Below are 19,051 nucleotides of genomic sequence, written 5' to 3' on the forward strand. Positions count from 1 at the left end.
GATGCAGCGGCGATGGCAGACGCTTCTTCTCACGGTGCTGGCCATCAGCCTCCTCGCGGGAGGGAGGGCCGGCGCGCAGCCGAAGGTTGACGGGAACGGCGAGGCTGAGCTGGTCACCTTGGCCAACGAGTACGTGGAGATTCTGGTCAACGCCAGCCAGGAGAACACGGGCCGTTTCGCCATCTACACCACCGGTGGCGATCCGGAGCGGCCGGAGGACGACGAGAAGCCGCTCATCTACGGGACCCGCCATCCCGGGCCCTGGACCAGCTACACCACGGTCCAGATCGACGGGGTGAGCTGGGTCTTCGGCGGGCCGACCCAGCGCCGGGCCGGCCGGAGCGCCAACTACGGCGTGCCGGTGCGGCTGCCCGAGCGGGAAGGGGAGGCCATCGTCGCCGCCTGGCAGCTGGGGCCCCTGGAGGTGACCCAGGTCCTCAGCTTCACCCGAAGCCTCACCACCGGGCTGATGGACACGGTCCGGATCGCCTACCGGGTCCAGAACACCGACACCCGCGCCCACCAGGTGGGGTTGCGGATCATGCTGGACACCATGCTGGGCGCCAACGACGGCGCGCCCTTCCGGGTGGGCGAGCGGGCCGTCACCACCGACACGGTGCTGGTGGGCTCGGCCATTCCCGAGTTTTGGCAGGCCTTCGACGATCTCAGCCAGCCCCAGGTGATGGCCCAGGGCACCCTCCGCTATCCGGGGGAGACGCCCCCCGACCGGATCTACATGACCAACTGGGGGAGCCTGGCCGACGGCGTCTGGAGCTTCGACTTCCAGGCGGGGCGGGACTTCACCCGCAAGGGCGAGTTTGAGCTGGACTCGGCCCTGGCCATCTTCTGGGATCCGGAGCCTCTGGCCGCGGGCGAGGGGCGGGAGTATGTCACCTATTACGGTTTGGGCGGGATTGACATCGCGCCGGGCCAGCTCTCCCTGGGCCTCACCTCGGCCCGGACCATCGAGGGCTCCCAGACCGAGGATCGGATCCTGACGGTGGTGGCCTACGTGCAGAACACCGGCGTGGGTGAGGCGCTCAACGTCACCGCGGAGATCCTGCCGCCCCATCCCTTCCAGGTGGAAGGGGGCGCCGGCCAAGCCCGCCGGAGCCTGGGCACCTTGCCTCCGGGCGGGACGGGCCAGGTCCGCTGGGAGCTGCGCATTCCCAAGGGGACCGTGGGCACCTTCACCTACCGGGTTCAGGTGCACGCTACCAACGCCGAATCCAACGAGGGGCGGCGAGAGGTGGAGGTCCTCGCCCCCGCGCAGGTCTCCATGCGGGTGGAGGCCCCCGACCGCCTGGGTGAGGCGCCCGATGGAGGGTATGATCCGCCCCGCTTCCCCGTGCGGGTCACCCTGACCAATACCGGCGGGTCTGCCGCCGAGTGGATCGTGGCCCGGCTCTCCCCGGCGGTCCAGGATCAGCTGCGGCTCGAGCAGGGGAACGCCGAGGAGCGGCTCCTTCCCCGGCTGGCGCCCGGGGAGTCCGTTACCCTCACCTGGTACCTGCGGCCGACGGGAAAGTTCGAGCGGGGGAATTTTTACTACAACATCCGGGCGCAGGCGGCCAACACCGGTGAGCCTCTGACCGGGTCGCGGGCGATCCAGGTGGAGCCGCTCCAAGCGCGGGTCACCCTGGAGAGCCGGCCGATCTCCAGCCAAGCCAACCCCGTAGGCGACCAGCGGGTGGAGGTGGTCCTCCAGGGTGTCAACCTGCGGAACGTTTGGGGCGTGGCCGGTGAGATCAGCTACGACCCGGAGCAGCTCCGCCTGGAGCACGTGCTGGTGGGCCGCGTGGACGCCGTGGTGGGCGCCCCTCGGTCGGAGCTCTTCCGGGAGTGGCAGGTGGACCACTCCCAGCCGGGGCGGGTCCGCTTCGCTGGGCACCTGGGTGAGGCAGAGCCCTTGACCCTGGCCAAGGGGAACCTGGCCACCTTCTGGTTCTGGCCCGTCGGTTCGGATGCCGCCCAGGTGCGCCTGGAGCGCTTGGAGCTGGTTGCCGGCCCGGGGCGGGCGCCGGTCGACGTCACCGCCCAGGCCGGGGCGTCCCGCGACCCTCAGGTTCAGCTCAACGGGCAGCTCCAGGTCTGGCTGGCGGATCGGAAGACGGTCGAGCCCTAGGTGGGCTCGTGCTCGGGAAAGGAAGTGGAGACGGTGCAAGAGAAGGTGTTTCTCCTTCGACGCCGGGTCCGGAGCCGGGCGCGCCAGGGCGTGGCAGCGGTGCTCACCCTGATCATGCTGGCGCTGGTGCCCGGGCCGGCCTGGGCGCAGACCATCCGGGACGTGCCCACGGACCACTGGGCCTACGCCGCGGTGCAGCGCCTGATCAATGAAGGCTACCTCACTTTGGAAGACAACCAGATGTTCCGCGGGGACCGGCCCGTGGACCGGTACACCTTCGCGGTGGCGGTGGCCCGGGTGCTGGACCAGGTGGAGGAGACGGGCGGAACCCTCCCCCGGGAGACCCAAGAGCTTCTGACCCGCCTGGCCACCGAGTTCCAGGAGGAGCTGGTCGCCTGGCATGCGGCCCGGGAGGAGCTGGAGCGGCGGACGGCCGCCTTGAGCGCGGATGTGGAGGCCCTCACCGCCGCGGGCGGCGCTCTGGACAGCATCCTGGCCCGGGTCCGGGAGCTGGAGGAGGCCACCGCTCAGCGAGGCCAAGACGTGGCGGCACTGGCCCGGGAGCTGGAGCAGCTGCGGGAGGACTTGGGGCTCCAGACGGGCACCCTGGACCAGCGCCTGGCCGAGTTCCAAAACCAGATCGAGGGGGACCTGGGCGTTCAGGGGATCAACATCGGCCAGAGCTTGGCCGACCTGGCTTCCCGCCTCCAGGCCACCTCCGAGGCCCTGAACCAGCAGGCCCAGCTGACGGCGGAGTTGGAAGGGCAGGTGGCGGCCCTGCAGACCAGCCTCGCCCAGGAGCGGGCTGAGCGGGAAGCCCTTCAAGCCCGCCTGGAACAGCAGCGGCAGGAGATGATGGGGGCCGACAGCCAGCTCTTCGCCGAGATCCGGGATCTGGCGAACCGGCTGGACGTGCTCCAGAGCACGCCGGGCACGGTGGCCGGGGTTCAGACCCGCCAGCTCCAGCTGGAGCGCCAGCTCGCCTCCCTCCAGCGGGACTTCGACGCCTACCGGCTCCAGTCGGAGGAGGCGACCCGGAGCCTCAGAACCACCAGCATTGTCGGCGTGGCGGCCGGTCTGGTGGCCATCATCGCGGCGCTGGTCAGCGGCAACTGAACGCACGACGAGACGTCTCGCACAAGGCCGGGTCCGGGCCGCCCCGCCCGGACCTGGCCGGGGGGCCCGGTCTGGTTCGCCGACCGGGCTTCGTGTTACAATGCCTGGGCAGGCTAGGGCCAGCAGGGAGGCGGTCCCGTGCGCGCGTACCTGGATCACAGTGCGACCACCCCGCCCGATCCCCGGGTGGTGGAGGCCATGGTGGAGGTGATGGAGGGGGACCAGTTTGGGAACCCTTCCTCCCTTCATGCCCTGGGCCTCGAAGCGGAGCGGCGGGTGGAGGAGGCCCGCCGGCAGGTGGCTCGCCTGGTGGAGGCGGCCCCCGAGGAGATCACCTTCACCTCCGGCGGGACCGAGGCGAACAACCTGGCCGTCCTGGGCGGGGCCCGGGCCCTGGCCCGGCGGGGCCGGCACGTCTTGGTGAGCGCGGTGGAGCACCCGTCGGTGCGGGAGGCGGCCCGGCGCCTGGCCGACGAGGGTTTCGAGGTGGAGGAGATCCCCGTTGACCGGGAAGGCCGGGTCCTGCCGGAGGTGCTGGCCGAGCGGGTCCGGCCCGACACGGTCTTGGTCAGCGTCATGCGGGTGAACAACGAGGTGGGGACCCTCCAGCCGGTGGAGGATCTGATCCGGGTGGTGAAGGAGCGGCGGCCCGAGGCCCTCTTCCATGTGGATGCCGTCCAGGCGGTGGGCCTCACCCGGGTGACCCCCCGGGCGTGGGGCTGTGACCTTCTGACCGTGAGCGCCCACAAGATCCACGGCCCCAAGGGGGTGGGGGCCCTCTGGGTCCGGCCGGGGGTCCATCTGATCCCCCTGGTCTGGGGAGGCGGCCAGGAGCGGGACCTCCGGCCAGGCACCGAAAACGTGCCGGGGATCGTCGGCTTCGGCCGGGCGGCCGAGCTGGCCCTCGCCTGGCGGGAGGAGGCGGAGCGGGTCCGGGCTTTGCGCCGGCGGCTGGAGGAGGAGATCCTCCGGCGGGTGCCGGGCGCCCGCCGCTTGGGTCCCGAGGATGACCACGCCGCGCCCCACATCCTGAACCTGGCCTTTGAGGGGATCCGGGGCGAAGTGCTGGTCCATGCCTTGGAGGCGGAGGGGGTCTACGTCTCCACCGGGTCCGCCTGCTCTTCCCGGCGCCAGGCCACCAGTCACGTGCTGGTGGCCTTAGGGGAGCCGGAGCGGTGGCGGGAGGGGGCCATCCGGCTCAGCCTCTCGCCCAAGACCCAGGAGGCGGAGGTGGAGGCGGCCATCGAAGCGGTGGTCCGCCAGGTGGAGGCCTTGCGGGCCCTCATGGGGGAATAGGGGGAAGGGTTGTGCGGGAGCTCATCCTGGTCCGTTACGGTGAGATCGGCTTGAAGGGGGACAACCGGCCGGCCTTCGAGGGTCGCCTGGTCCAGAACCTGCGGGATGCTCTGGCCCATCTGCCAGGCATCCGGGTCTTCCGCAGCCATGGCCGGATCTTCATCGACCCGGCGGGCGAGACGGCCGCCGCCCTGGAGCGGCTCCGGCGGGTCTTCGGGGTGGTCGCCTTTCACCCGGCTGTGGAGACCCCCTTGGAGCTCGACGCCATGGCGGAGGCCGCCGTCCGGCTGGTGGCAGAGGAGCGCCGGCCGGTCCGGTTCAAGGTGGAGGCCCGGCGGGCCAACAAGGCCTTCCCCCTCAACTCCATGGAGCTCAACCGGGAGCTGGGCGCCCGCCTGCTCCGCCAGGTGGAGGGGCTCACCGTGGACCTGCACCAGCCTGAGATCCGGGTCCGGCTGGAGATTCGGGAGAAGCACGCCTACGTCTATGTCCGGGATGTGCCGGGGCCCGGCGGCCTGCCGGTGGGGGTGAGCAGCCCCGCCCTCCTGCTGCTCTCGGGAGGGATCGACAGCCCCGTGGCCGGCTGGTACATGATGAAGCGGGGGGTGCCCCTCCGGGCCATCCACTTCCACAGCCCGCCCTTCACCAGCCCCCGCTCCCTTCAGAAGGTGCAGGACCTCTCGGATGTGCTGGCCCTCTGGGGCGGCCGGCTGCCCCTCTACGTGGTCCCCTTCACCCGGACCCAGACAGCCATCCGGAAGCACGTGCCCGCGGAGCTCTCCATGACCGTCATGCGCCGGATGATGTACCGCATCGCGGACCGGCTGGCCCGGCGGGATGGCCTCGCCGCGCTGGTGACGGGCGAGAGCGTGGGCCAGGTGGCCTCCCAGACCATCGAGAGCCTGGCGGCCATCAACCCTGTCACCGACCTGCCGGTCCTCCGGCCCCTGGTCGGTCTGGACAAGGCGGAGATCATCCAGAAGGCGGAGGAGATCGGCACCTACGCCATCTCCATCCGGCCCTATGAAGACTGCTGCACCCTCTTCGTGCCCGAACACCCCGCCACCCACCCCCGGCTGGACGAGGTGGAGGCGGCGGAGGCCGCCCTGCCCGTCGAGGAGCTGGTGGAGGAGGCGGTGGCGGGCACCGAGCTGGAGGAGCACCACGCCCAGCCGGTGATGGTTGCCCCTTCCTGACCCTCCTTGCTGCAGGCCAGCGGTGGAAGCCGTTCCGACTCTTGACAGAGACCGGCACCGTGGTAGAATGTCCTCGTAATCTAGAATGAGTCTTTGAAACGAGGAAGTATTACGGAGGTGCTGTCCATGGTGGCCGATCCCGTCCTCCGCCCTGGTCTGGCGAGCCTTCCCCGGGGGGAGGCGCCGCCCGAGCCCCGCCCCAGCCTCTCCCTGAACCTGGCGCGCTTCAACCGCTTCATCGAGCCGGGCCTCGCCCTGCTCCTCCTGGGCGTGGCCGCCTTGGTCCCCGCCGGGTCCCTCCGGGGGGCCCTTTTGGTGGGGGCCTACCTGGCCGGCGGCCTTCGGGCGACCTGGCAGGCTTTGGGGGCGCTGCGTGACCGGGTGATCGACGTGGACCTCTTGATGGTCCTGGCCGCCCTGGGTGCCGCCGCCATCGGCCAGGCCATGGAAGGCGCGGGCCTCCTCTTCCTCTTCTCCCTCAGCAATGCCCTCCAGGAGCATGCCCTGGAGCGGACCAAGCGGTCGGTCGAGGCCCTCATGAGGCTCCATCCCCAGACGGCCCGGGTGGTGGATGAGGTGGGGCAGGAGCGGGAGCTGCCTGTGGAGCAGGTCCTGCCCGGCCAGCGGGTGGTGATCCGGCCTGGGGAGCTGATCCCCGTGGACGGCCGGGTGGTGGAGGGGCGCTCCGCGGTGGACCAGGCGACCATCACCGGCGAGTCCATTCCGGTGGAGAAGGGGCCCGGCGATCCGGTCTTCGCCGGCACCCTCAACCAGCTGGGCGCCCTCTGGGTGGAGGTGACCCGGCCCGCCTCGGAGACAACCCTGGCCCGGATCGTCCGCCAGGTGGCCGAAGCCCAGGAGCAGAAGGCCCAGACCCAGAGCCGCATGGAGCAGCTGGAGCAACGGTACGCCTGGGTGGTCCTGGGGATGACGGCGCTGGCCATCCTCCTTCCCCTGGCCTGGGGGACGCCCCTGCGGGAGAGCTTCTACCGGGCCATGGTGCTCATGGTGGTCGCCTCGCCCTGTGCGGTGGTCATGGCCGCGCCGCCCGCCTTTCTCTCGGCCATCGCCCGGGGCGCCCGGCGGGGCTTCCTCTTCAAGGGGGGCGCCGCGGTGGAACGGGCAGCAGCGATCGAGGCCATCGCCTTCGACAAGACGGGCACCCTGACCACCGGCAAGCCCCGGGTGACCGCCGTCATCCCCCTCACCCCCGGCGGGGAGGCGGAGCTCCTCACCTTGGCCGGGGCGGTGGAGCGGGTCTCGGAGCACCCGCTGGCCCAGCCGATTGTGGCCGCCGCGGACCGGCTGGGTCTGGACGGGGTGGCCACCCAGGTAGAGGCCCTGCCCGGCCTGGGGGTGCGGGGCCATGTTCAGGGATGGTGGGTCTGGGTGGGCTCGCCCCGGCTCTTCCAGAGGGTGGCGGCCCTGCCCGAAAGGGTGGAGACGGAGCGGGCTCGTCTGGAGCAGGGGGGCACCACCGTGGTCCTGGTGGGCCGCTCGACGACCCCCGACGGGGCGGGGATGGAGCTCCTGGGCCTCATCGGGGTGGTGGATGAGGTTCGACCGGGCGCGGCCGAGGCGATCCAGCGCCTCCGGGCTGCGGGCGTGCAGGATGTGATCATGCTGACCGGCGACAACACCGCCGTCGCCCACGCCATCGCCGCCCAGGTGGGGCTCGATCAGGTTCGGGCGGAGCTCTTCCCCGAGGAGAAGCAGGCGGTCATCCGGGAGCTGAAGAGCCGGAAGCGGACGGCCATGGTGGGCGACGGGGTGAACGATGCCCCTGCCCTGGCGGCCGCCGACGTGGGCGTCGCCATGGGCGCGGCCGGGACGGACGTGGCCCTGGAGACGGCGGATGTGGTCCTCATGGGCGATCGGCTCGCAGGCCTGGTGGAGATGCACGCGCTGGCCCGCCACACCATGCGGCGGGTGCGGCAGAACCTGGCCATTGCCTTCGGGGTCATCGGCGTGCTGGTGCTTCTCACCCTCACGGCCGATCTGCCCCTGGCTTTGGGGGTCCTGGGCCACGAGGGCAGCACGGTCCTCGTCGCCCTCAACGGCCTGCGGATCCTGGGCTGGAAGGGCGAGGCCTGACCTCCCCGCCCGTCCCCTGACGGGGAGCGGAGCGCCGGGGCAGCCGGATGCGGAAGAGGCTGCCAGGACCCGCCGAAGCCAACTCCAGGGTCCCGCCGTGGGCTTCGATCAGCTGGCGGGCGATGGGCAGGCCGATGCCGGTCCCGTGGGGATCCAGCCGGGAGGCCTCCTGGCCCCGGTAGAAGCGCTCAAAGATGAAGGGCCGGTCCTCTGGGGGAATGCCTGGCCCGCTGTCCTCCACCTCCAGCCAGACGAAGGCGGCGTCTGCACCGCCGCGGAGGACGACCTCACCGCCCTGGGGCGTGTAGCGCACCGCGTTCTCCACGATGTTCCCCACCGCTTCGGCCAGGGCTTCGGGATCGCCTTCGACGGTCACCGGGGGCGGAAGGCTGACGTTTAAGCGCACCCCTGCCCCTTCCGCCATCAGGCGCCAGTCCTCAGCCGCCTGGGCCAGGAACTGGTCCCAGGCGATCCCTTCCAGTGCCAGCCCCAGCTCCAGCCGCTCAGCCCGGTTGAGCCGTCCCAGCTCATCGGCCAGCCGGTCGAGGCGAAGGACGGCCCGCTCCATCTGCTCCAAGGCCTCCTCGGGGGGCACCACCTGGTCGCGGAGGGCGGCCAGATACCCTTTCAGGGCGGCCAAGGGTGTGCGCAGCTGGTGGGCCACCGCCCCTTGGCTCTCGCGGCGGAGCCGTTCCAAGCGGTGGATCCGCCGGTTCATGGCATTGAGGCCCCGGGCCAGGCTCCGCACCTCGGCCGGTCCCTCTTCGGGCACCGGGTCGGGGAGGTGGCTGGGGAGGGCTCGGATCGCCTCGCTCATCCGTTCGATGGGGCGGCCGACGACTCGGGCGCCCACCCAGGACGCGGCGGCCGCGAGCCCGAGGGCGGCCAGAGCGGCCAGAAGGAGGGCGCGGTCGATCTCCTCCCGGAAGGCCACGTCCCGGGGCTGGAACACCCCTCGCACGCCCACCGGGCGGACTTCCACCTGACCGAGGGTCCCCGGCAGGGTCCGGGTCAGAGCCTCTCCTTCCACCCGAGCCAGGCGGGCGGCCCGCATCGGGCCCCAGCGGCCCAGCGGGCCCCGGGGTCCGCCCCCCAGGCTTGATGGGCTGCCCGTATCGAAGCGGATGGTCCCATCCGCATCAAGCCAGCGGATCCGGGTGGAGGTGACCCGGGAGAGGGCGAGGAGGTTTCGCGCCTGGCCGCCCCCCTGGAGGAGGAGCTCGGCGGCGGCTTCGGCGGTGGCTTCCACCTGGCCTGTGACAGCCTGGGTTCTGTACGCGTTGAAGGCCCGGTGGAGCGCATACCGGGTCCCTCCCCAGGCGAGCCCGACGGCCAGGGTGACGATGAGCAGGCTGTACAGGAGGAGCTGGCCCCGAAGGCCAGCCCTTTTCCAACGGCGACCCACCCCACGCACCTCCCTGAGGAGAAACGGCCGGGACCTTACCGGCCCCGGCCCATCCTGCCTCCCCATCCGGGGCCAGGGTGGCCCCACCGAGGGTGGGCGCCCGGAGCCCGCCCCGGCCTCAGGCAGGGCCAGGGGCCCCAGCGCCCCACGGCCTCCTTCCAGGCCGTGATCCGCTGGATCCGGGCTTCGCCCACCGCTTCGGGGATCAACCCCAACTGAACCAGCTGGCGCAGGTACGCCACCCGGGCCTCCAAGACATCGTTCCAAGCATCCTGAAGGGTGGCCCGTTCCTCGTCGGTCAAGCTCGTCCACCGCTCAAGAAGGGCTGCGCCCCTGGCCCGGCCGGGGAGCCCATCCGCCGCCGGGAGGTCCGCCTGGGCCCCCAGGATCGGGGAGGCGACCGACAAGGCTCCGACCAGGACCACCGCCCCCAGCAGAACGCGAAGACGGACGTTCACCGTCGTTCCCTCCTTGCCACCGTGGGCAGGCGCCCGCGGGCCCGCCTCTGATCTGCTTCGAGGATAGCGGAACGGATCTTAAGGAAAGATGAAGGTCTCGCCGTCGGAGGGAGGCTTGGGGGGGCCATCATCGGCATCCAGGCGGTAGCCCACGCCATGGACCGTCTTGATGTACCGGGGACGGGAAGGCTCGGGCTCAATCTTCTGGCGCAGGCGGTGAATGTGGACCGAAAGGGCCGTGGAGTCGGCCCATCCCTGGAAGAGGGCCTGAACCAGGACACTACGGGGCACCGCTTGACCCGACCGTTCCAGGAGGATCTCCAGCAGCCGGAACTCGGTGGGGGTCAGGAAGACCTCCTCGCCGTTCACCCAGGCCCGTCGGGCGCTGGGATCGACTCGGAAAGGGCCCCGGTTGAGGGGGGGCGGGTAGCCCCACTCACCGTGGGCACGGCGCAGGAGGGCCTCCACCCGGGCCACCAGCTCCCGCGGCAGAAAGGGTTTGACCACGTAATCATCCGCCCCCAGGCGGAAGCCGGCCACCCGGTCATCCTCACTCTCCTTGGCCGTGAGCATCAGGATGGGCACGGCCGACCGGGCCCGGATCTGTCGGCAGACCTCCTCACCGCTCATGCCGGGCAGCATCAGGTCCAGGATCAGCGCATCGGGCTTCTCCTGCTCCCACAAGGCGAGGGCTTCCTCGCCGGTCTCGGCCCGCAGGACGGTGTGGCCTGCCTGGATCAAGTAGGCTTCCACCAACCGGGCGAGGGCGTAGTCGTCTTCCACAACGAGAATCTTGGCCATGGCATCGTCCTTGGAGGTCCCGGTTCGGAGGGGCGATCCACCTTCCGCCCTTCCAGGGTAGTCCACCGCTCCCTGGGGTGCAAGAGCGCCCCCGTCGCTGGCCTGGCGGCTTTGTGAGACCCTATGCTATAATGATGCGGTGCATGGGGAGGATCCTAGGGCCAGAGGGCCGGGGGTGATGCTTGTGGCGCAATCAATGGCGACTCGGCTCGGTGAGGGGCGGAAGGCCCAAATCATCACCTTCGGGTGCCAGATGAACGAGCGGGATGCCGAGACCATGCGGGGCCTTCTGGTCCACATGGGCTACACCATGACCGACAGGACAGACGAGGCGGACCTAATCCTCTTCAACACCTGCTCCGTGCGGGAGAATCCCGAGCGGAAGGTGTACGGCCGGGTCGGCCTCCTCAAGGAGCTGAAGGCCAAGAAGCCCTGGCTCAAGATCGGCATTTGCGGCTGCATGCCCCAGCAGCGGGCGGAGCGCCAGCGGATCGCGGAGACCCTGCCCCACGTGGACCTGGTCTTCGGCACCATGAACATCCACCAGCTGCCTGAGCTTCTCCAGCGGGTGGAGGCGGGCGAGCGGGTGATCGAGGTCTGGCATGAGGAAGGCGACGTGGTGGAGGGCCTTCCCGTCCAGCGGCTCAACCCCTTTAAGGCGTTCGTTACCGTCATCTACGGGTGCAACGAGCACTGCACCTACTGCATCGTCCCCACCACCCGGGGGCGGGAGCGGAGCCGGCGCCCGGAGGCGATCCTGGCCGAGATCCGGGAGCTGGCCGCCCAGGGGTACCGGGAGGTCACCCTCCTGGGCCAGACCGTCGACGCCTACGGTAACGACCTGGGCGATGTGGACTTTGCCGGCCTCCTCTACCAGGTCAACCGGGTCCGGGGGATCGGGCGGATCCGCTTCACCACCTCCCACCCCAAGCACATCACCCCCAGGCTGATCCGGGCCTTGGCCGAGAACGAGAAGGTGTGCGAGCACCTCCACCTGCCCGTCCAGGCCGGGAGCAACCGGACCCTGAAGCGGATGGGCCGCCAGTACACCCGGGAGCAGTACCTGGAGCTGGTCGCCCGGATCCGGGAGGCGGTGCCGGGGATCGCCATCACCACCGACCTGATCGTCGGCTTCCCCGGCGAGACCGAGGAGGACTTCCAGGAGACCCTGCGCCTGGTGGAGGAGGTCCGCTTCGACGGCGCCTTTACCTTCATCTACTCGCCCCGGATCGGCACCCCCGCCACCCGCTTCCCCATGGAGCAGTGGGTGCCCGAGGACGTGGCCAAGGACCGGATCTACCGCCTCATCGATCTGCAGAACCGGATCACCCTGGAGCGGAATCAGGCGCTGGTCGGCCAGGAGATGGAGGTCCTGGTGGAGGAGGAGTCCCCAAAGGAGCCGGGCAAGCTCGTCGGCCGGACCCGGACCAACAAGATTGTGGTCTTCCCGGGCGACCCCTCCCTGGTGGGCCAGTTCGCCTGGGTCACGGTGACGGGGGCCCAGACCTTCACCCTGGAAGGGGTGTTGACCCACTCGAGGGTGGCTGCCGCCGTCTGACCGCCCGCTCCGGGGCCAACCCGCTGCCAGTCGATCGGAGGGTCACCCGTGGCTGAACCGACACCACTCTTCCGCCAGTACGAGGCCATCAAAGCCGAGTACCCCGATTGCATCCTGATGTTCCGCCTGGGTGACTTCTACGAGATGTTTGGCGAGGACGCGGAGATCGCCTCCCGGGTCCTGGAGATCGTCCTCACCTCCCGGGACCGGGGCGGAGGCGAGCGGATCCCCATGTGCGGCGTCCCCTACCACGCGGTGGAGGGGTACCTCCAGAAGCTGGTGGAAGCGGGCTACAAGGTGGCCGTCTGTGACCAGGTGGAGGGCCGGTCCCCGGGCCGCGGGGTGATGCACCGGGAGGTCACCCGGGTGGTGACGCCCGGCACCCTGGTCGAGGGCTCCCTCGAGCGGAAAGAGAACCACTACCTGGTCGCGGTCTCCAGGCACGGCCGGGGCCGTTCCCTCATCCTCGGCCTGGCCAGCCTGGACGTCTCCACCGGCGACTTTCGGGCCACCCAGCTGGTGGGGGAGGAGGCGGAAAGCGCCCTCCTCGACGAGCTGGCCCGGCTGGAGCCCGCGGAGTGCCTCATCCCGCCCGCCCTTGAGGGCGACCCCCACTTGACCGCGTTCTTCGACGGCCGTCCCGGCGCGCTCACCCTCCTGGACGAGCGCTCCTTCCGGCCCGAGTCCGGCCGGGAACGGCTCCTGGAGCACTTTGGCGTCACCTCGCTGGAGGCTTTCGGCTTGGAGGAGTGGCCCGCCGCGGTGGCCGCCGCTGGAGCCGCCCTCCAGTATGCGCAGGAGACTCAGAAGATCAGCCTGAGCCACGTCACCGGCGTGCGGGTGTACACCCCCGAGGCGGGGCTGATCCTGGACCGGGAGTGCCGGCGGGCTCTGGAGCTGGTCCACAACCTCCGGGACGGGGGCCGGCGGGGCACCCTCCTGGAGGTGCTGGACCAGACGGTGACCGCCATGGGCGGCCGGCTGCTGCGCCGGTGGATCCTGGAGCCCCTGCGGGACCGCCAGGCCATCGAGGCCAGGCTGGACGGGGTGGAGGCCCTGGTCCAGGATCCGGAGCGGCTCTACGAGCTCCGGACCCAGCTGGACGGGGTGCACGACCTGGAGCGGCTGGCCGGACGGATCGCCTACGGCACGGCCAACGCCCGGGACTTGGTGGCCCTCGCCCGATCCCTGGCCCGCCTGCCCCGGATCTGGGAGCTGGCCGCCAGCCTCCCCGGGAGCCAGGAGCCGGGCGGGACCGGGGCGGTGGATCTGGACCGGCTGGAGCTGCTCCGGGAGACCATCGACGCGGCCTTGGTGGACGACCCCCCGGTGACGGTCCGGGAAGGGAGCCTGATCCGCCCTGGCTACTCCCCGGAGGTGGACCGGCTGCGGGACCTGCGCGCGGGGGGCAAGCGCTTCATCCAGGAGTTGGAGCAGCGGGAGCGGGAGCGGACAGGGATCAAGTCCCTGAAAGTGGGCTTCAACAAGGTGTTCGGGTACTACATTGAGGTGACCAAGCCCAACCTGAACCTGGTGCCCGAGGAGTACCAGCGGCGCCAGACCCTGGCCAACGCGGAGCGGTTCATCACCCCGGAGCTGAAGGAGCACGAGAGCCAAGTCCTGGGCGCGGAAGAGCGGCTGGTGGAGCTGGAGTACGAGCTCTTTGTCCAGCTCCGGGACCGGGCCGCCCAGGAGGTGGCCACCCTTCAGGCGGCGGCCCGCCGGGTGGCCCGGCTGGATGCCCTAGCCTCCCTGGCGGAAGTGGCCCGGCAGCGGGGCTATGTGCGGCCCCGCATCACCACCCGGGGGCGGATCTGGATCGAGGCCGGCCGCCACCCGGTGGTGGAGGCCCAGCCGGGGCAGGAGGCCTTCGTGCCCAACGACTGCGAGCTGGACGACGACCGGCGGCTGTTGATCATCACCGGCCCCAACATGGCCGGGAAGTCCACCTACCTCCGCCAGGTGGCCCTCATCGTCCTCATGGCCCAGATGGGGAGCTTTGTTCCCGCGAAGGCGGCGGAGATCGGTCTGGTGGACCGGATCTTCACCCGGGTGGGGGCTTCCGACGATCTGGCGGGGGGCCGTTCCACCTTCATGGTGGAGATGACGGAGGCGGCCCGGATCGCCCGCCTGGCCACCCAGCGGAGCCTGGTGGTGGTGGACGAGCTGGGGCGGGGGACCAGCACCTACGACGGCCTGGCCCTGGCCCAAGCCTTCGCCGAGTACCTCCACGACCGGATCGGCTGCCGGACCCTCATGTCCACCCACTACCACGAGCTGACCGCCCTTGAGGGCCGGCTGCCGGCCGCGTACAACCTCCACGTGGCCGTCCGGGAGGACCGGGGCCGGGTGGTCTTCCTCCGGCAGGTCCGCCCCGGCGGGACGGACCGGAGCTACGGGGTGAACGTGGCCCGGATGGCGGGGATGCCCCCAGAGATCATCCAGCGGGCCCGCCAGCTCCTCAAGCACCTGGCGGCCCATGCGCCCACGCCGGCGGTGGAGCAGCTCGCCTTCTTCGAGGCGGCGACGGCCCACGACGGCGCCCCTGAGGTGGACGAGCATGCCCTGGCGGCCCTGCGGCGCCTGGAGGAGCTCCAAGTGGAGAGCATGACCCCGCTGGAGGCCATTCAGGAGCTGGACCGGCTGAAGCGGCTGGTCCTGAGGGGGCGGCAAGGCTGATGGGGCCCGTCATCAGGCGGCTGGACGACCAGCTGGTCAACCGGATCGCCGCCGGCGAGGTGGTGGAGCGGCCCGCCTCGGTGGTGAAGGAGCTGGTGGAGAACGCCCTGGACGCCGGAGCCCGCCGGATCCGGGTGGAGCTGGAGGAGGGGGGCAAGACCCGGATCCGGGTCTTGGACGACGGGATGGGGGTGCCTGCGGACCAGCTCCCTCTGGTCTTCGAACGGCATGCCACCAGCAAGATTCACCGGCCTGAGGATCTGGACGCCATCACCAGCTTGGGCTTTCGCGGGGAAGCCTTGCCCAGCATTGGGGCCGTGGCTCGGGTCCGCTTCCGCTCCCGGCCCCGGGGGACCGCGGAAGGGGCGGTCATCACCTGGGAGGGCGGCCGGTTTCAGGCTCTCGCCCCCGCTGGCGGGCCTGAGGGGACGGAGGTGGAGGTCCGGGACCTCTTCTTCAACACCCCCGCCCGCCTCCGGTTCCTGAAGACGACGGCCACCGAACGGCGCCGGGCGGTGGCGGTGGTGACCGAGATGGCCCTGGCCTACCCGGAGGTTGCGTTCGAGCTCTGGGTGGAGGGGCGGGAGAGCCTGCGAACGTCAGGGGACGGGGATCCTCGGGAGGCGGTGGCGGCCGTCTTCGGCCGGGAGAGGGCCCGGCGCCTGATCGAGCTGGAGGCGGACGGGGCGGGCATCACCCTCTCGGGTTTCCTGGGCCCGCCCGACATGGCCCGCCGGGACCGGAGCGGCCAGCACCTCTTCATCAACCGGCGGTGGGTGCACAGCTCGCCTCTGGGCGCGGCGGTGGAGCGGGGCTATGAGGGCCTGCTCATGACCCGGCAGTACCCCGTCTTCATTCTCCACGTGGGCCTGGACCCGGCGGAGGTGGACGTCAACGTCCACCCGGCCAAGACCGAGGTGCGGCTTCGCCGGGAGCGGGAGCTCTTCGGCCTGGTGGTCCGGGCGGTCCGGGAGCGGCTGGCGGGCGCCAACCTGGGCCGGCGGCTGGTGCGGGTGGAATGGGAGGGAGAGGCCGGGGCCGGGCAGGGCCTGGACGGGGGCCGTCCCGATCGGGCGAGCCTCTACGAGACGGGGCGGCTCTTCCCCGGCGAGGTGCGGGACGTCGCTCCCGCCGTGGGGGCGACGGAGGGCTGGAGACGGGCCGCCCCGGGCCCCGAGGTGGCCGCGGCGGCCGGGGTGGACGAGGTTGCTCTGCCGGCGACGCTCGCCGTGCCGGAGCCCGGGGGGGAGCGGGAGGCGGGAGCGGCTGGGGCGGGGAAGGAGCTGCCGCCCGATGAGACCCAGGCCTTCCGCCGCCTGCTCCGCACCTGCCGGGTGTTGGGCCAGCTGGGGCGGACCTACCTGGTGGCCGAGGCGGACGACGGGCTCTGGCTGATCGACCAGCACGCGGCCCACGAGCGGATCCTCTTCGACCGCCTCCGGCGAGCGGGTTCTGAGCCGCCGGTGCAGCAGCCTCTCCTGGTGCCCATCCCCTTGGAGCTGGGGCCGGAACGCTTCGAGCTCTTCTGGGAGAGCCGGGAGGAACTGGCCCAGCTGGGCTTCGGCCTGGAACCCTTCGGCCGCCACAGCCTGCGGGTGACGGCCCTGCCCGTCCACCTGGCCGGTCTCGCCGACGGCGGCCGCCTGGAGGCGGCGGTGGATGAGCTCCTGGAGCTGTGGCAGCGGGAAGGCCGGCGCCAGCCCGACCGGGTTCTGGCCTTGCTCGCCTGCAAGGCGGCGGTGAAGGCGGGGGATGCCCTCACCCAAGAGCAGATGGACCGGCTCCTGCAGGACCTGGCTGCCACCGACGTCCCCTTCACCTGCCCCCACGGCCGGCCGACGGCCCTCTCCCATCCCTGGAGCGATCTGGAAAGGAGGTTCGGGCGAAGAGGGTGAGCATGGAAGCAACGGCAGAGGCCAAGGTCGCCTGGCGGAGCTGTGTCACCACCTCCCGTCAGGCCCGGTCCCAAGAGGAGGAGGTCGCCCGGGCCCTGGCCGCGGAGCTGGGGGTGCCCTTCGAACCTCGCCGGCAGAGCCTGGACCACTGGCTCGCCGGCGGCCAGTATGAGGCGGTCCTGGTGGTCAACCGAGAGCACCTGACCCTCTGGGTCGCTCGGGCGGGGCGGCAGCCGGAGCGGCTCTTCTTCCACCCCAGCACCTCCGTCCAGAGGGTGAAGGGCCTGCTCCGGGGCGGCTCGGACCCCATGGTGCGGGCCATGGGCCTGGAGCCGGGGATGAGCGTCTTGGACGCGACGGTGGGGGTTGGCTCCGATGCCATCGTCGCCTCCTTCGTGGTGGGCCCCCAGGGACGGGTGGTGGGGCTGGAGTCGGTCCGGGAGCTGGCCGCGCTGACCCGGTGGGGGATGGCCCACTACCAGGGACCCATCCCGGCGGTGGAGGAGGCGATGCGGCGGATTGAGATCCTCCACACGGACCACGGCTCTTTCCTGGCCCAGGCGGAGGCCAAGAGCTTCGACGTCATCTACTTCGACCCCATGTTCCGGGACCCGGTGGCCCAGTCGGCCCCCATGGCCCCTTGGCGGCTCCTGGCCGATCCCCGACCGGTCACCCCGGAGGTGATCGCCCAGGCCCGGCGGGTCGCCCGGCGGCGGGTGGTGCTCAAGGAGCGCAAGGGGAGCCCCGTGTTCGAGGAGCTGGGCGCCCAGCACGTGGAAGGGCGGCGCTCGGGCCGGGTCGCCTACGGTATCTGGGAGGCCCTGCCGTGATGGGCGCCCCCCTGCTGGTGGTGGTGGGACCGACCGCGGTGGGCAAGACCGCGGTCCTCCTGGAGCTGGCCCCCCGGCTCGACGGGGAGGTGGTCTCGGCCGACTCCATGCAGGTCTACCGGGGGCTGGATGTGGGCACGGCCAAGCCGTCCCCCGCGGAGCGCCAGCGGGTCCCCCACCACCTCATCGACGTGGCCGATCCGGGGGAGCGGTTTACGGTGGCCCGGTACCAGCGCCTGGCCCGACAGGCCATCGCGGAGATCCACCGGCGGGGGAAGCTGCCCATCCTGAGCGGCGGCACAGGCCTCTACATCCAGGCGGTCCTGGAGCCGCTCCTCTTCCCCGATGAGGGGGAGGACTTGGAACTCCGAGCCCGGCTGGCCCGGGAAGCGGAGGAGCAGGGGCCCGAGGCCCTGTACCGCCGGCTGGCCCAGGTGGATCCGGAGGCCGCCCAGCGGCTTGCCCCCCGGGACTTGCGCCGGGTGATCCGGGCCCTGGAGGTGTACGAGCGGACCGGGCGGCCCATCACTGAGCTGCAGCGGGAGGCCCGGCAGCAGGCGGCCCCGGCCTACCGGACCCTCAAGATCGGCCTCACCCGCCCCCGCCCGAAGCTGTACGCCCGGATTGAGGCCCGGGTGGACCAGCAGCTGGCCAACGGGCTCGTGGACGAGGCCCGGCGGCTCCTGGAGCGGGTCCGGGCGGCAGGAGCCAGCCGGGCGGGGGAGAAGACTGCCCTGCAGGCGCTGGCCTACAAAGAGCTCTTCCCCTACCTGGAGGGGCAGGAGAGCCTGGAGCAGGCGGTGGAGCGCCTGAAGCGGGCCACCCGCCGCTACGCCAAGCGTCAACTCACCTGGTTTCGACGGGATCCCGAGATCCACTGGATCGACCTGGAGGCGTACCCCGATCCGGCTCGGGCCGCCGAGGTCCTCGAGAGGCTTGTGCGGGATCGGCTCTTGGGATCGGATCATCACCAATCGGGAGGCGACCGCGATGGCTCCTACCACCGCTCACCCTCATGACCCGTCCTGCATCTTCTGCCAGATCGTCCGGGGTGAGGCCCCGGCCAGCATCGCCTACGAGGATGAGCAGGCCCTGGCCTTCATGGACATCAACCCCCTCTCCCGGGGCCACCTGCTGGTCATCCCTCGGATGCACGCGCCCGACCTGTTCGCCCTGCCCGACCGGGTGGCGGGCCACCTCTTCGTGGTGGCCCGGCGGATGGCCCTGGCCCTTCGGGAGAGCCACCGGCCCGACGGCATCAGCGTGGTCCAGTCCAACGGCCGGGCCGCCGGGCAGGTCGTCTTCCACCTCCACATCCACCTGATCCCTCGCCGGCTGGAAGGGGGCGGGCCCCAGCTCAGCTGGAACCGGCTCGACCCGCGGCCCACCCGGGCCGAGCTGGATGAGGACGCCCGGCGCATCCGGGAAGCGGCCGCCGGGCTCCCGCCCAGCCAGTTTCCCTGACCCGCCCTGGGCGTCCGCACCTCTCCGGAGGCACCCCCGCATAGGATAGGAGGGCCAAAGACCACGGGACGGGGGTGCGACCGTGGCCCACTCCCACCACCCCGAGAGCTGGGAGGAGCTCTTGGCGCGCCTGG

14 protein-coding genes are annotated in these 19,051 nt (G+C 71.3%); 11 read left to right on the forward strand and 3 right to left on the reverse strand.

Annotated features, from left to right (window positions below):
* Window position 1 precedes the first annotated feature (1 nt).
* The 5 genes from FWJ67_RS07740 to FWJ67_RS07760 all read left to right on the forward strand — a co-directional run bounded on the left by FWJ67_RS07740 (window position 2) and on the right by FWJ67_RS07760 (window position 7,827).
* Window positions 2-2,125, forward strand: a complete 2,124-nt coding sequence (locus FWJ67_RS07740) for a hypothetical protein (protein WP_304171771.1) — start codon at window positions 2-4, stop codon at window positions 2,123-2,125.
* 33 nt (window positions 2,126-2,158) lie between these two features.
* Window positions 2,159-3,241 (forward strand): S-layer homology domain-containing protein, encoded by a 1,083-nt coding sequence (locus FWJ67_RS07745; RefSeq protein WP_414482680.1) that lies wholly within the window; start codon window positions 2,159-2,161, stop codon window positions 3,239-3,241.
* A 138-nt stretch (window positions 3,242-3,379) separates the two neighbouring features.
* On the forward strand, window positions 3,380-4,537 hold the full coding sequence (locus FWJ67_RS07750; protein WP_304171775.1) for a cysteine desulfurase family protein: 1,158 nt from the start codon (window positions 3,380-3,382) through the stop codon (window positions 4,535-4,537).
* A gap of 11 nt (window positions 4,538-4,548) precedes the next feature.
* Window positions 4,549-5,733 (forward strand): tRNA uracil 4-sulfurtransferase ThiI, encoded by a 1,185-nt coding sequence (gene thiI, locus FWJ67_RS07755; protein ID WP_414482061.1) that lies wholly within the window; start codon window positions 4,549-4,551, stop codon window positions 5,731-5,733.
* Window positions 5,734-5,859: 126 nt separating this feature from the next.
* Entirely contained in the window at window positions 5,860-7,827 is a 1,968-nt protein-coding gene (locus FWJ67_RS07760) for a heavy metal translocating P-type ATPase (RefSeq protein WP_304171779.1), read from the forward strand.
* On the opposite strand, the gene FWJ67_RS07765 is transcribed toward FWJ67_RS07760, so the two are convergent.
* The 3 genes from FWJ67_RS07765 to FWJ67_RS07775 form a co-directional block, all read right to left on the reverse strand.
* Window positions 7,787-9,232: an ATP-binding protein gene (locus FWJ67_RS07765; protein ID WP_414482060.1), complete on the reverse strand. Its 1,446-nt coding sequence runs from the start codon at window positions 9,230-9,232 to the stop codon at window positions 7,787-7,789. The two genes, FWJ67_RS07760 and FWJ67_RS07765, sit on opposite strands and share 41 nt — an antisense overlap.
* 35 nt (window positions 9,233-9,267) lie before the next feature.
* Entirely contained in the window at window positions 9,268-9,690 is a 423-nt protein-coding gene (locus FWJ67_RS07770; RefSeq protein WP_304171122.1) for a hypothetical protein, read from the reverse strand.
* Between the two features lie 78 nt (window positions 9,691-9,768).
* Window positions 9,769-10,491 carry a response regulator transcription factor gene (locus FWJ67_RS07775; protein WP_414482059.1) on the reverse strand — a complete coding sequence of 241 codons (723 nt, stop codon included), beginning with the start codon at window positions 10,489-10,491 and terminating at the stop codon, window positions 9,769-9,771.
* 196 nt (window positions 10,492-10,687) lie between these two features.
* Here FWJ67_RS07775 and miaB point away from each other — a divergent pair, with 196 nt between their 5' ends.
* Genes miaB through FWJ67_RS07805 form a run of 6 tightly spaced genes read left to right on the forward strand, consistent with a single transcriptional unit; the run spans window position 10,688 to window position 18,917 of the window.
* Window positions 10,688-12,049 carry a tRNA (N6-isopentenyl adenosine(37)-C2)-methylthiotransferase MiaB gene (gene miaB, locus FWJ67_RS07780; protein WP_304171118.1) on the forward strand — a complete coding sequence of 454 codons (1,362 nt, stop codon included), beginning with the start codon at window positions 10,688-10,690 and terminating at the stop codon, window positions 12,047-12,049.
* 48 nt (window positions 12,050-12,097) lie between these two features.
* Entirely contained in the window at window positions 12,098-14,728 is a 2,631-nt protein-coding gene (gene mutS, locus FWJ67_RS07785) for a DNA mismatch repair protein MutS (protein WP_304171116.1), read from the forward strand.
* Window positions 14,728-16,623, forward strand: a complete 1,896-nt coding sequence (gene mutL / locus FWJ67_RS07790) for a DNA mismatch repair endonuclease MutL (RefSeq protein WP_414482058.1) — start codon at window positions 14,728-14,730, stop codon at window positions 16,621-16,623. The genes mutS and mutL overlap by 1 nt, the downstream gene beginning before the upstream one ends.
* Before the next feature lie 2 nt (window positions 16,624-16,625).
* Window positions 16,626-17,453, forward strand: a complete 828-nt coding sequence (locus FWJ67_RS07795) for a class I SAM-dependent methyltransferase (protein WP_304171112.1) — start codon at window positions 16,626-16,628, stop codon at window positions 17,451-17,453.
* Window positions 17,453-18,472: a tRNA (adenosine(37)-N6)-dimethylallyltransferase MiaA gene (miaA, locus tag FWJ67_RS07800; RefSeq protein WP_414482068.1), complete on the forward strand. Its 1,020-nt coding sequence runs from the start codon at window positions 17,453-17,455 to the stop codon at window positions 18,470-18,472. The genes FWJ67_RS07795 and miaA overlap by 1 nt, the downstream gene beginning before the upstream one ends.
* Window positions 18,444-18,917, forward strand: a complete 474-nt coding sequence (locus FWJ67_RS07805) for an HIT family protein (RefSeq protein ID WP_304171110.1) — start codon at window positions 18,444-18,446, stop codon at window positions 18,915-18,917. Before miaA ends, FWJ67_RS07805 begins: the two co-directional genes overlap by 29 nt.
* Window positions 18,918-19,051: the final 134 nt, after the last annotated feature.

It is taken from the genome of Limnochorda sp. (genome assembly GCF_047459355.1).
Lineage (GTDB): Bacteria > Bacillota > Limnochordia > Limnochordales > Limnochordaceae > Limnochorda.